The organism is Desulforamulus aeronauticus DSM 10349 (assembly GCF_900142375.1).
GTDB classification, from domain to species: Bacteria; Bacillota; Desulfotomaculia; order Desulfotomaculales; family Desulfotomaculaceae; genus Desulfotomaculum; species Desulfotomaculum aeronauticum.
The window spans coordinates 64,121-78,255 of sequence record NZ_FRAR01000021.1; the positions used below are offsets into that span (position 1 = coordinate 64,121).

Annotated in this window: 10 protein-coding genes; all 10 read right to left on the reverse strand. The window is 45.0% G+C overall.

Features of this window, described 5'->3' with window-relative positions:
* Positions 1-42: 42 nt before the first annotated feature.
* The 10 genes from hfq to BUA78_RS13905 all read right to left on the reverse strand — a co-directional run bounded on the left by hfq (position 43) and on the right by BUA78_RS13905 (position 13,951).
* The gene (gene hfq, locus BUA78_RS13860; RefSeq protein WP_072915652.1) at positions 43-285 is read right to left on the reverse strand and encodes an RNA chaperone Hfq; all 243 of its coding nucleotides are present in this window, start codon (positions 283-285) and stop codon (positions 43-45) included.
* Between the two features lie 46 nt (positions 286-331).
* Positions 332-1,279 carry a tRNA (adenosine(37)-N6)-dimethylallyltransferase MiaA gene (miaA, locus tag BUA78_RS13865; protein ID WP_072915654.1) on the reverse strand — a complete coding sequence of 316 codons (948 nt, stop codon included), beginning with the start codon at positions 1,277-1,279 and terminating at the stop codon, positions 332-334.
* Complete coding sequence (locus tag BUA78_RS13870; protein WP_072915657.1) at positions 1,276-2,076, reverse strand: class I SAM-dependent methyltransferase; 801 nt, start codon at positions 2,074-2,076, stop codon at positions 1,276-1,278. The genes miaA and BUA78_RS13870 overlap by 4 nt, the downstream gene beginning before the upstream one ends.
* Positions 2,073-3,986 carry a DNA mismatch repair endonuclease MutL gene (gene mutL, locus BUA78_RS13875; protein ID WP_072915659.1) on the reverse strand — a complete coding sequence of 638 codons (1,914 nt, stop codon included), beginning with the start codon at positions 3,984-3,986 and terminating at the stop codon, positions 2,073-2,075. Before mutL ends, BUA78_RS13870 begins: the two co-directional genes overlap by 4 nt.
* A 12-nt stretch (positions 3,987-3,998) precedes the next feature.
* On the reverse strand, positions 3,999-5,354 hold the full coding sequence (locus tag BUA78_RS13880; protein ID WP_072915662.1) for a histone deacetylase family protein: 1,356 nt from the start codon (positions 5,352-5,354) through the stop codon (positions 3,999-4,001).
* Positions 5,351-7,033: a hydantoinase/oxoprolinase family protein gene (locus tag BUA78_RS13885; protein ID WP_072915665.1), complete on the reverse strand. Its 1,683-nt coding sequence runs from the start codon at positions 7,031-7,033 to the stop codon at positions 5,351-5,353. The genes BUA78_RS13880 and BUA78_RS13885 overlap by 4 nt, the downstream gene beginning before the upstream one ends.
* A gap of 121 nt (positions 7,034-7,154) precedes the next feature.
* On the reverse strand, positions 7,155-9,752 hold the full coding sequence (gene mutS, locus BUA78_RS13890; protein ID WP_175549030.1) for a DNA mismatch repair protein MutS: 2,598 nt from the start codon (positions 9,750-9,752) through the stop codon (positions 7,155-7,157).
* A 131-nt stretch (positions 9,753-9,883) separates the two neighbouring features.
* Positions 9,884-10,261, reverse strand: coding sequence for a YlbF/YmcA family competence regulator (locus tag BUA78_RS13895; RefSeq protein ID WP_238456832.1), 378 nt, complete (start codon positions 10,259-10,261; stop codon positions 9,884-9,886).
* A 41-nt stretch (positions 10,262-10,302) separates the two neighbouring features.
* A complete protein-coding gene (miaB, locus tag BUA78_RS13900; RefSeq protein WP_072915670.1) occupies positions 10,303-11,682 on the reverse strand; it encodes a tRNA (N6-isopentenyl adenosine(37)-C2)-methylthiotransferase MiaB in 1,380 nt (459 codons plus the stop codon).
* Between the two features lie 388 nt (positions 11,683-12,070).
* The gene (locus BUA78_RS13905; RefSeq protein ID WP_072915673.1) at positions 12,071-13,951 is read right to left on the reverse strand and encodes a two-component system sensor histidine kinase NtrB; all 1,881 of its coding nucleotides are present in this window, start codon (positions 13,949-13,951) and stop codon (positions 12,071-12,073) included.
* Positions 13,952-14,135 lie beyond the last annotated feature (184 nt).

Genomic DNA, 14,135 nt, shown 5'->3' on the forward strand with positions numbered 1-14,135 from the left:
AAATCAAAAGCCCCTCCAACGGAGAGGCTAATCAACCTTACTTTAGACAGGTTTATTTTCCGAGAAGGAGGTATTTACCGGACGCAAGGGGCTTATGGTTGATATGGCATGCTTATACACCATCTGTTGCTTGCCATCACTTTCTAAGATCACAGTGAAGTTATCAAAACCTCGCACCATACCTTTTAATTGAAATCCATTAATTAAAAATATGGTTACAGGAATATTTTCTTTTCTTACTTGATTCAGAAAGGCATCTTGCAAATTAATTTGAGGTTTAGTCATGAAGGTTCCCTCCATACAAATATTTTCTCTCTAGGTTTCTTACGTTCTACACAGTTACTAATTCTCCTGCTATTTTTTGGGCAATTTCTTTTGCAATTTCGCTACGATCTGTAAACTCTTCCAATTCTATCCACTGAATTCTCTTGTCCGCTCTAAACCAAGTAAGTTGTCTTTTGGCAAAGCGACGGGTGTTCCGTTTTAAGGTTTCCAGCGCCTCCTCCAGGGTACATGCCCCTTCTAAGTGGGCAATGATTTCTTTGTAACCAAGACCCTGTAAGGCAGTCCCTAGGGTACTATATTTTTTTTGCAGAGCTCTCACTTCCTGCACCAAGCCTCGGGTTACCATCAAATCTACCCGCTGTTCAATTCTTCTATATAATAATTGCCGATCCATGGTTAATCCAAACATGAACAGTCGATATTTGGGCTGGTTTACTTTATCGTTGTACTGATATTCGGTGATGGGTTTGCCCGTCTGATAGTATACTTCCAACGCCCGAATAACACGTCTTGTATCATTTGGATGAAGACGGGCTGCCGTAGCAGAATCAACCTCAGCCAATTTTTGATGCATGGCCAAAGGACCTAAATTGGCAGCTTCCTCCATAAGTTTCTGCCGCAACGTATCGTCCTTGGGAGCCGGGGTAAAGTCATAATGGTCTATCACTGATCTCACATAGAGGCCGGTACCACCCACCAGAAAGGGGAGATGGCCCCGCTCTGTAATGGTTTCGATCAGTTGCTCCGCCCCCTTTTGAAACATAGCCACACTAAATTCTTCATCTGGATTGGCAATATCAATCATATAGTGGGGAATACCCTGCATCTCTTCGGGAGTTGGTTTCGCTGTGCCAATATCCATACCCCGGTAAACCAGCATGGAGTCAGCAGAAATAACCTCTCCCTGGAGCCTCTTGGCCAATTCTATAGCCACTTCGGTCTTACCCGCAGCCGTCGGTCCCACAATTACTACCAAGGGTTTTAAGGATTTCACTGTTCCACTCCCCCCTTCCGGATAATACCGTAGGCCACCGGGGAATAGCGTCCTCCCTGAAGAGTATGAAAACCTAACCGAAAAAATTCCTGGCTTTGACTTCTTTCTTTCATCACAACTCTCTTTCTGGCAACACGGATTGACTCCCGAACAGCCTCCGGTGATAAAGGATGGTGGTTAGCCAAAGGACGTAATGGTGACAGGGAACTGGATTTTTCCTGGGGTTCCCGAAACATGGGATCAAAATATACCACATCAAAGGAATTATCTGGTAGTTGCTTCAGATAGTGTACGTGATGGTCATGGTACACTTGAATTCTCCGCATGGCTTCAAGCATCGCCGGCTTTTCCCCACGATAAGACTGTAACCCTCTGCTCACAATCTCCGCCACTGGACGGGAATCCTCAAGACCAACCACCCTACCTCTGGCACCTGCCACATAACTTGCCACCAAGGCATCCGAAGCTAACCCCAGGGTACAGTCCAAAAGGGTATCCCCCTCCTTTAAATCCATGGCACGAATCATTTGGTCAGTTTTCCCAGCCTGTATTTCCTTTATGCGCAGTTTAGCTAATCCTGGATGAAAAAACAATTCTTTACCATCAACAACTAAAGATAATCTTTCTTTTCTAACCATCAGTATGATATTGGCTCCGCTTTGTTCCCGGATGGCCTGCAGGGATTGTTTATCCCGCGGCAGGTAGGGCACCTGTAGCTCCTGGCTAAGAGCTACGGCCTCCGCTGCCAATTGCTGGCCACTGCGGATACCGGTTGTTATCACCAAAGAATCCTTCATCGTTTAAACCTTTTTTTCAGCTCCTCCTGGGTAATTTGAATCAACGTAGGTCTACCGTGAGGGCAGGTAAAGGGCTGTTGACAATGGGCTAATCCTTCCAAAAGCGCCTTAATCTCTGGATTGCCAAGGTGTGCTTTAGCCTTGACAGCATCTCGGCAGGCCATGGACACCGCCAACTGTTCAATGACGAAGCCCTTGTTAAACCTGGACTCCGGGTATTCCTGTAGTCTGGCCAATAAATCCAAGAATACATTGGCCGAAGCATCCGAAGCACGATCCGGGACTCCCCGTAGTAAAAAAGTATCTCCACCAAAGTGTTCCAATAAAAAGCCGATCTCCTGAAAATCCAAAATATGCTGGATCACCAGTTGCGCTTCATGATGGGGAATTTCTAAGGTAATAGGCTGCAGTAACATTTGGGCTCTGGCATTTTGCTGTAATAACTTGTGATACCTTTCATAGAGCACCCTTTCATGGGCCGCATGTTGGTCAATAATGTATAGCCCTACCTCACCATAGGCCAGAACATAGGTAGGAGGAATCTGACCGATGGGGGTTAGATAGGGGAATACAGTATCCTCTGCGGCTTGATAAGGGCTGCTGCCTTCCGAAATTGCCTGGTTTGGCACAGTTTGTGGGGTTGCTTTTGCCACAGGCTTAAAAAGTGGTTCTGTTGAAGTCACAGCTTCTTTGGCTGACTGATGTTGTAACGGTAGAGGAAACCTCAATTGTTCCTTACTTTGAACAGGTATTTCAGCCTTGGCTTCCACCTTGGCTGTATCTATGGTAATCTCAGCAATAGGGCTTTCTTTGGGTTGCTCACCCGGAGCTTTGGCCGGTCGTCCATTGGTTTCAACGCTAGCCTCCGCAGGAGGCGTCATTTTTCTGTTGGGCATGGCTTCCCAAAAACCAGGAATAGCCTTGGGTAAGCTCAAAGTCTGGCTGAGAGCCTCCAATACATTCCCCTGTACTTCCTTCTCATTGGCAAATCGTATCTCCATTTTAGTCGGGTGAACATTAACATCTACTTGAGCAGGATCTAGCTGTAAATGGAGAACAGCCATGGGAAAGCGCCCGGCAGGAATCAAGGTTTGGTAGGACTGAGACAAAAGACCAGAAATAAACCCGCTGCGAATATAGCGGCCATTAATAAAGAAATTCTGATATTGCCTGGAGGCGCGGGTCAACACCGGCTTGCTGATTAAGCCAGTGATGGATAGCAGAGAACCCTGGTAGTTAACTTCCAGCATACTCCGTACATTCTCTGCCCCAAAAATACTGGCAGCCGTATCTTTAATGGAACCGGTACCGGGGCTAAAAAAAAGCACCCTGGCACCACTGCGCAGTTCAAAGCGGACATCAGGCCTGGCCAGAGCAATCCTTGATAGTAAATCACTTATCTGACTTGTTTCGGCGGTGGCAGTCTTGAGGAACTTTCTCCTGGCCGGTGTATTATAAAAAAGATCCCTTACTTCAACGGAGGTGCCCACCGGACAGCCCACGGGGGATACTTCTTTGATTTCTCCCGCTTCGACAAAAACCATGGTACCCGCCACTTCATCCTGTTGGCGGGTCACCAGCGTAACCCTGGCCACAGCAGCCACACTGGGCATAGCCTCTCCCCGGAAACCCAGCGTGAGAATATGGTTTAAGTCCTCTGCCATTTTAATTTTACTGGTGGCATGACGTTGAAAACAAAGGGTCGCATCCTGAGCAGACATACCACTACCATTATCCACTACTTTAATGCAATCTCCGCCACCTTCAACTAATTCCACGCTGATCCGGTTGGCTCCGGCATCTAAGCTGTTTTCCACTAATTCCTTAACCACAGAAACTGGACGCTCCACAACCTCCCCAGCAGCAATCTGGTTGGCTGTAGCTTCGTCCAGCAGAAGAATTTTACTCAAACATACTCACCTCTAACCGTCCGAGCGTACTTCTCTTTGTTCCTCGCGTTGAAACATCATAAAGGTGTCCGTGGACTTATCCTGGAGGTACACATAGTTAAAACGATAATCCTCTTTACACTGCTCATATAGTTTCCAACCCTCTTCCTGGCAAGCTTTACAACCCTGGATAGGAATGGTAATGGCCAAGATGCGGTATCGCTTACTATCTGGATGGTAGGCCTGGGAGTCGATGATTAGATAACCTGGGCAATGGGAACACACATAGACCTTTTCGATCTGTTTCTCTTCGATAAACTGAGTATCGTAATAAATAGGTTTATTGCGTTGGTAGAATTTTTTACCGTTGGTCAAGGACAGTCGATCCAGCTTATGACGATTGGCCCAAATTTCGTTGAGTTCTTCCACCACCCGCTGAATCTCTGCAGAAACCTGAGGTTTTTCTTGATACATCCCTGGATAATATCCCGGTTCAACCACCGAGGTATAGTCTTTGCCCGCCAAAGCCAACAAAATAGCCAAATTTACGTAGGGTAAAGCAGTCTCTATAGCATAGCCGCCTTCCAAAACGGCTAAGTCTGGTTTTAGTTTCTCGGTTAGCCGGGCATAGCCTTGAGCGCTGATGAGCATCTCGCCCAGGGGATCAGAAAAATGATTATCCTGACCGGCTGAGTTCACCACAAAATCCGGCTGCCAATCTTTTAATATAGGCAGTATCAGGTGATCCATCACATAATGCAAGCCCGCATCAGTTACTCCTGGGGGTAGAGGAATATTGATGGTGCTAGCATAGGCCCCAGGTCCACCCAGTTCATAGGTATAACCAGTACCGGGGTAAATAGTGCGTCCGTCCTGGTGAAAGGAAATAAAGAGCACATCAGGGTCGTGATAGAAAATGTCCTGGGTACCGTCTCCATGGTGTACATCCGTATCTACAATGGCAATCTTTTTTACCCCGTAGGTGCGTCGTAGATACTCCACTAATACCGCTTCGTTATTAATACTACAAAAGCCACGGTTACCGTGCACTACCCGCATAGCATGATGCCCGGGAGGGCGTACCAGGGCAAACCCGTTTTTGATCTCACCATTGATAATTTTATCCCCCAAGCTCATGGCCGAACCCGCTGCAATGCGGTGTGCTTCCAATACCTGTTCACTGACGGTGGGTACACAAAAATGTACCCGTGAAATGTCGTGCAGACTTGCCAGCCGTGGTGGAAATTCTTCGATCTCCGGCAAGTCCAAAATACCCTCTTCAAAGATTTGATCTCTCGTATATAAAAGTCGTTCTTCCCTTTCCGGGTGGGTAGGGGAAATGGCCCAGTCAAAGGCAGGAAAGAAAATAATGCCGGTCTTTTTCATTATTTCAGCAACCTCCCCCCGGAACCAATATGGCCGAGAATTCCTCTGGGTGTTTGGACAGAGATTTGATACAGTTTACCGGTGGTTTGCCAATCCCGTACAATATTAAACACATCTTGACCGATAATCTCAATCTCCTGCACATATTCAGTCAGATTCATATTTGCCGCCCTTTTCCACAGCCAAGATTTAGCCAGTTCCACGGCTGAGATTTCATCTATGGTATCTGCCAAATTACCCTGATAGCCCTCTTCTTCGACAATATAAATTTTCCGCTCCGTATCTGCCAACAGGCTAACCTGTAGGGTCGGTTTCGCCACTGCCGCTCCGATGGCATTAGCCACCGGCGTATAGGGTGGTAAAATGGGTATACAGCCTAATCTGGAAGCGATCTGCGGTACCAATCCCGCAGCTCCTCCCCCTACTCCCACAACATTCTGGGGCCGTAATTTTTTCTTCTGCAAAACTTCCCACACACGATAGGCCGGTTCTTGCTCCCATTCCAGATACATGCGATCAATTTCCGTGACAATGGTGTTAATAACTAATTCGATGATGGTGTGGGCCACTTCCATAATGCCCATACCAATCGGTGCGCCAAGATTTCTCATAGCCTCCTTGGCCAGGTCCACATCCCCCATTTGAGTAATACCCATCACGCGGAGGGCATCGGTGGGCGTGGGCAACGGTCCACCCAAGCAGTAGGCAGGGCCTACCCGTTCCGAATAAATAATGAATTCTTGGCCCACTCGCTCTACAACACTGTCACCGCCCACCGGTACTGAATTTACCGCCAGGGCCCGTACCTGGGTATAACGATCATCGATTTTAGCACCCCGGGAAGCCAGCAGTGGTTGACCGGATAGGATTAAAGCCAGATCTGTGGTGGTACCTCCGATATCCACCACCAGAGAAGTTTCGCCCGGAGGTGTTAAGGCCTGTACCCCTAAGGTGCTGGCTGCAGGACCGGAAAAAATCGTTTCCACTGGCACCTGTTCCGAGGCTGTCAGAGGTAAGGTGCCCCCATCGGCCTTCAGAATAAAGACCCCGGCGGTAATATCCCGGCGAGCCAAAGCATCCCGAACTGCATTAGCAAAATAATGATATTTCTCTCGGGTAGCACAGGTAAGCACCGTATTCGCAATCCGGCGGGGAAAATTTAATTTACCCCCTGCCCGATGTCCCATCTCCACATACCACTCTGGATGACGCTGTTTAATATATTCAGCCACTTTTAACTCGTGGACATTACTGCGGGTAGAAAACTTACCCACCACGGCTACCCTCGTGTAACCCTGGTTCTTCAGCCAGTCCACAGCTTCGGCAAGTTCTTCAGTTTTCAGAGGAATAATTTCCCTGCCACGGTAATCAATAGCGCCGTTTAAGACGAAAACATCCTTCTGTTCACGAATCTCTAGGAAGGCTCGGCCAGGCCCAGGAAGTATAATCACTCCCACTGGGTCGTATTTTTTTTCGGCAATTAAATTGGTAACAATGGTGGTGCTGAAGACAACCCGTTCAATTTTGTCACCCGGTATCCCCTTTAATAAATTGTCCAGTGCATCACCCAGTGAAATCAGTAAATCCTCTTGGGTTTCCACCTTAGCAGTGGCCCGTACAGCACTACCATCCAGCAAAACTGCATCTGTACAGGTACCCCCAACATCAATGCCGATAAACATAATGGGCCTCCTCACCTCCTTCGAAAACTAACAATATCCATCAGTAAACAACATTTATAGTTATCCAATGGACACTATTCTATCAGTTTATCATACTATTCCTTCTAAAAAAATGGGCACCTTAGTTCTCTCGTAATCTTTTTTGTATCTTATCTAAATAAGTAAGACCTTCTAAAGGTGTCATGTTGGAAATATTCAAAGCAAGAATTTCTTCTATGAGTTCATCGGAGTGCTTTTCACTAAAAATAGCTAACTGCTCCTCTGCCGCAACCGCCACCTGACCTTTGCCAGCAACCACTTCCCGGGTGGCCTGCTGGTGATGTTCCAACTGACTCACCAGTTCACTGGCCCGCTGCAGGATTTTCCCAGGCAAGCCTGCCAGCTTGGCACAATGCACACCATAACTTTTGCTGGCTTTGGAGCGTACCACTTTACGTAAAAAGGCTACATCATTGCCCTTTTCCTTAACCGCTGTGGCATAGTTGGTTAATCCAGGCAGTATCCCCTCTAGTTCTGCCAGTTCATGATAGTGAGTCGAGAAGAGAGTTCGGCAGCCTAATTGATTATGCAAAAACTCGATCACTGCCTGAGCAATCGCCATTCCCTCTAAGTTAGAAGTCCCTCTCCCCAGCTCATCAATAATAACCAAACTCTTTGGGGTAGCATGATCCAGGATTTGCTTGGTTTCGAACATTTCTACCATAAAGGTACTCTGCCCGGAGGTTAGATCGTCCGAAGCTCCCACCCGGGCAAAAATTCTATCCACGATGCCGATGTTAGCAAAGGTTGCCGGGACGAAGCTACCCACCTGAGCCATTAGTACCAGCAGAGCCACCTGCCTCTGGTAGGTACTTTTGCCTCCCATATTGGGTCCGGTGATCAGGCCCAAGCGTTCCGTCTGATGATCCAAGTAGGTATCATTCGGTACAAACCCGCCGGGTCCCAGGGTAAGTTCTACCACGGGGTGTCGGCCTTCCTTGATATCGATAATTCCGTCATGACAGATTTGCGGACGGCTATACCCCTGCCGTGCAGCTACCTCTGCCAAGGAAACAATGGCATCCACCTGAGCCACCAGAGAGGCGGTACGGCGAATACGGCTGACTTCAGCGGCTACCTGATTCCTAACTTCAACAAACAGGTTGTATTCTAATTCCACCAGCCTGTCTTCGGCGCCTAGGATTAAACTCTCATATTCTTTTAATTCCGGCGTGATAAACCGTTCAGCATTCGCCAAGGTTTGCCTGCGCTGGTAATACTCCGGTACCAAATTCAAATTGGAGCGGGTTACTTCCAGATAGTAACCAAAAACTTTATTAAAACCAACCTTTAAACTCTTAATACCCGTCCTTTCCTTTTCCCTGGCCTCCAAGCCGGCCAACCAAGCCTTGCCATCCCTGGCGGCTGTCCGTAATTGATCTACCTCGGGATGAAAGCCTTCTTTTAGCAGACCTCCATCTCGCAAGGAAACAGGCGGATTCTCAGCCAGAGCTGAAATCAAAAGTTGTTGTATATCCTCCAGCGTATCAAACTCCCCGCGCATCCTTTGTAATAGACTGCTTCGTGCATTCTGCAAGGTCTGATCGATGATTGGCAGTTTCTGCAAGGAGGAAAGTAACGCCAACAGGTCCCGGCCATTGGCAGTACCGTAAGCAGCTCGGGCTGTGAGTCTTTCTAAATCATAGATGTGTTTAAGGGATTCGCTAACCTCCTGCCTTAACAGCAGGGAATTCACCAATTCTTCCACAGCATCCAGACGTTCTTCTATTTTAGCAGGATCAATTAAGGGCTGTTCCAGCCAGCTTTTTAAGAGTCGCCCTCCCATGGCAGTTTTGGTAACATCCAGCACCCAAAGCAGGGAACCCTTTTTTTCGCCATCCCGCAACGACTTAGAAATTTCCAGGTTACGTCGGGCAATGGTATCCAAAATCATGAAGGCCTTTGGCGAATAGGTGGTAATCTCTGTAATATGTGTCAGCTGCCTTTTCTGCGTCTCCAGCAGATACTGCAGCAAACTGCCTGCTGCGGTACTTAGGGCGGCATTGGCTAAACAAGCGGAAATATCCGTAGAAGAAAAATGCTCTTGCAACACTTGCGAGGCACTCTCCAAGGCAAAATACTCTTCCGGTAAAATGGTTAGGATGGTAGACGGCAGAGAACGCAAAGTGTCCGCAACTTTTCCCTGCTGCCGCAGAGCCTCTGGCAAAATACACTCCCGGGGAGACAGCCTGGCGATCTCATCCAGCAGGCTATCTAAGGCCCAGGGGCCAGCCATTTCTGCTGCCTGGAATAATCCCGTGGAAAGATCCGTCACTGCCATACCATATTGATTAGGTTTCAGTTCACTGACGGCAACCAGATAGTTATTATCCTTCTCTTGCAACATACTGCCTTCAATGACCGTACCGGGGGTAACCACACGAATAATTTCTCGCCGTACAAGACCCTTGGTAGCCTTGGCATCTTCCACCTGTTCACAGATGGCTACTTTATATCCTTTTTCAATTAATTTACTAATATAATTTTCCGCAGCATGAAAGGGTACACCACACATGGGGATACGTTCCGGTTCCCCAGCCTCCCGACCGGTGAGGGTAATTTCCAGTTCCCGGGAAGCTAGTTTAGCATCTTCGAAAAACATTTCATAAAAGTCACCCAGTCGGAAAAACAAAATGGCATCAGGAGCCTGTCTTTTTATCTCTAAATACTGCTGCATCATCGGAGTTAAAGCCACGAATATCTCCCTCCCGCTCCCAATTATACCATAACGAACCAAACTGCCCAAAAGAAAAACCTCCCGGGTGGGAGGTTTTATCCATGAGGGTCGTAGACCTACGACCTTTTTTAGCCTCAAGAACTAGGACCGCAACTGGAGCAACTGCAAGAACCGTGACTTTCCGGGGGCTTCCCTTCAATGCCCTCACTAATGCGTTCATTGACCTGACCAAGGAACTTTTGAAAGTTCTCCTGGATCTCGGCAAATTCACGAATTAAGGGATGGGACATCATTTGATCTTCCAGAGCATACACTTCATTCAATTGCTCTTCGGTCAATTCATTGCCCTGCATCCGCAGCATTTGATGCTGCTGTTGCAAGCCCTGAAACTTTTCAATGAACATGATGGCGTCCACATCGGACATCATAGCTGCTTCTTTTTCACGCATGGTTTTGTATTTATCAGACTCAGCGATGAGTTTACCCAGTTCAAGAGCTTTTTCTAAAACCATATCAGCCAATCGTTTCACCTCCCTAACTTGGAATAAGAGAATTATCCTATGGTACTGTTTAGCACCAGTTCTCCCTCTAATAAGTTTGGTCTACCCTTGGTGATTTTCACTTGCACCAATTTCCCAGATATTTCTAGCGGCCCGGTAAAAACCACTAATTTATTGGTCCGGGTACGGCCGGCCAAACGATCCGGGTTGTTCTTGGTTTCCCCTTCTACCAAAACCTCTAGGATCTTCCCTTCATCCGCCTGATTGTTTGCCAAGGAAATCTGATTCTGCAATTCTATAAGCCTTTGTATGCGCTCACTTTTAATTTCCTCTGGTACCTGCTCCATGGTAGCTGCCGGTGTACCGGTGCGAATATTATAAACAAAGGTAAAGGCACTGTCATAACGAACTTGACGTACCAAATCCAGGGTATCTTGAAAATCTTCTTCCGTCTCTCCGGGAAAACCCACCATTAAATCGGCAGTAATGCTGGCATTGGGCACAAACTTCTTAATCTTGGCAATTAACTCCAGGTAGTGCTCTCTGGTATAGCCCCGATTCATCGCTTTGAGAATGCGGTTACTGCCAGCCTGGGCAGGCAAATGGTAATGCTCGCACACTTTTTTACTAGAGGCTACTACCTCAATTAATTTATCATCAAAGTCTCTGGGATGAGAGGTCATAAATCGGATACGTTTCAATCCCTCAATCTTATCTAAATCCAGTAGTAAATCGGCAAAACGGTAGTTTTGCTCCAAATCCTTACCATAGGAGTTAACATTCTGTCCCAGTAATGTAACCTCTTGATAACCTTCCTGCACCAACTCTTCAATTTCACGCCTAATGTCTTCCGGTGTACGGCTGCGTTCCCGTCCCCTGACATAAGGGACGATACAATAAGTGCAAAAATTGTTGCAGCCATACATGATAGTAACCCAAGCTTTTAACTTATCCTTCCTTTGAACAGGTACATTTTCGGCAATGCCCTTTTCAGTAGCCCAAACCTCCAGCACTGCCTCTTGATTCTCGCGGATTTGATAAATCATCCGGGGCAATTCATGAATGTTGTGGGTACCAAAAATAAGATCCACAAAGGGAAAACTATGTCGTATTCTCTTGGCCACATCCTCTTGTTGAGGCATGCAGCCACAGACACCTAAGATGAGGTCTGGTTTGGCTACCTTTAACTTTCGTAAACGTCCCAGTAAGCCAAAAACTTTGCTTTCAGCAGTTTCCCGTACACAACAGGTATTTAACAAAATAATATCAGCTTTGTCCCGGGACTCTGTTGGTTGGTAGCCCAAGTCCCCTAACATACCCGACAAGGACTCGGCATCCCTCTCATTCATTTGACAACCGAACGACTGGATAAACACGAATTTTCCTTCGCCAATTTTCTTGTTTTGTGATTGATAACGAATAACTTCCGACATCTATGCAAACCCTCCAAAACGGTGGAAAAATAATCTATGAGCATTAACATTTTCCCATATTTATAGCTAGAATGCAAACGATTACTTTTAGTGTTAGGTTTTTGTAAGGTAAACATACCACCATTACATCATCCTACCTTTTATTAGAAAAACTTGGCTTGCGCCAAGTCTTTAGACGCCGGCGGAAGCCTTGGTTTTTCTTATACTTTCATCAATAGAAATTTTATACTTTCTGAAAGTGAAAATAAAAACCAAGGACTAGCCCTGGTTTTTATAAAAATTCTTTGACCAATAGTTCCCAGTATAAGAGGAGTATACGCATAGGTATGCTTCCCTTATATTCTCTGTAAATAATAGGTTATCTAAACGCCCGTTCCGTTTCGGTAATCTATCCTATCTTAAATTTAACAAAAAAGGTTGTACCAGATGTACTGCTAGCTACCTCTATCTTAGCATTATTCCTCTCTGCTATACTATAGCAAGTTGCCAAACCCAAGCCAGTCCCGTGCTCCTTTGTAGTTAAAAAAGGTGTCCCAATTCTTTCAAGAACTTCTGGAGCAATTCCTGACCCTTCATCTTTAATCGCTAAGATTAAATCTTTATTATCCGTAAAGATTCTAATGGTAACTTGTCCGCCTTCACCCATAGCGTCTAGTCCATTACTGACCAGGTTAAGAATAAGTTGATGTATCTCATTTTTGTTTATTTCAATTTCAGGTATAGGAAATTTTTCAACGATAACATTATTATTGGAGTTTAGTGCATTTGCCTGCAGCAGTGGATATAGGTCATCTATAATTTGGTTTAGATTATGAAATTGCAAATCTAACGGTGTGCTTCTTGCTAGGGATAAAAATTGGGTTATTATCGAATTAGCTCTATCAAGTTCATCTATCATCAACAGATAATACTCTTTGTATTGGGCACACGCTTCTTTGGTACTGAGCATCTGAAGAAACCCTCTAACGGTAGTCATTGGATTTCTAACTTCATGACCAATACCTGCTGCCATTTGACCAATAAGATTTAGCCGGTCCAATCGTGCCATTTCTTGTTGTGTTTGTAACCTTTGCGATATATCTCTAACAAATATGCAGATAAGTTCTTCTCCTTTGCTGTTTTTATATATTTTTGAAGTAGCTTCTACCGGAATCTTTAAACCATCTTTGTGAATCAAATTCAGTTCACACCTTATAGGGAGATTTCTCCTTCTCTCTTTCAATATTTGATATAAATCAGACTCTTGTATACTAACAACACCACTGCTACCAAGTCGACATATTTCTTCCTCCGACATACCAAGCATTTGGCAAATAGCGGGATTCGCTGCAAGAATTTTTCCTTCGGGTTTAGCCAGAAAAATCCCATCTACACTGTTATCAAAAATATTTCGAAAGGTTTCTTCACTATCTTTTAATTTTTCTTCTATATTTTTACGTTCTTCAATTTCATTATGTAGTAAAAGATTCGCTTTTTTTAAATTTGCTGAATGCTCCTTTATCTTGTCAAAGATAGGGATAAACTCTGGCATAAAGCTAGTAGGCAAATTTTCATCTGAAACGAAGGCTTTCGCAAATCTTTTCATCTCTAAATGTAAATTCTTTGATATCTTATAGGCTATTGCTAACACAAGTCCTATAATGCATAACCAAATACTGATAACTAAAACGGTGTCGTGCAATGCTTTATTATAAATGTCATCGGTCTTTATATTTGCCCAAACGTGTCCTATTATTTTTCCATTATGATAAATGGGTTTGGCATAATAAAGAATAGGTTTCCCATTCCACCCAAAGGAATTATTAAACTCACCAAACTCTGGTTTGCCAGAATTGTAGATAGTAAAGTAAGGATATTGCTCATGATTTACTCGAATCAGTTTAGACGGTTCAAAGTTTGGAGCTATGGCCACTATGTGGTCCAGCTCAATAGAGTAGTAACCTATGCCAACATCTAAAGTAGAATCATAGACCTCGTTCAATATCGGCTGTAAAACACTATTTAAAACTTTAACCTGTTCATTAATATCCTTACTACTAGCCCCATGGCTATCCAATATTTCACTATAACTTTGGGTTAAGCTATCGTCTAACCTATCAACCACGGCATATAACATTTTTTCCTGTTCTTTTTTACCAATTTTTATTATGCCAATAGGCATTACAACAGCCATTATCATCATAGGAATAACTGTTAGACAAATAATCGAAAACATAATTTTCTTGGTTAGTTGTATTGGGATAATTTCATTGATCAACTGATTAAGCATTTCCTAATACCTCCAAAAAAAACTAATTTTAATCTACTAATATTGTTGCAATGTTATAAGCTGACCACCCTGATAACCCAAAAATCACCCTCACCTTCAAATTTAAGATTTTTAAATTTTCTGATAAATCTATTCTTTGGTATAGCCCCTCCTTTCCCTCCACATGTTGATCTCTTGCCTGGCT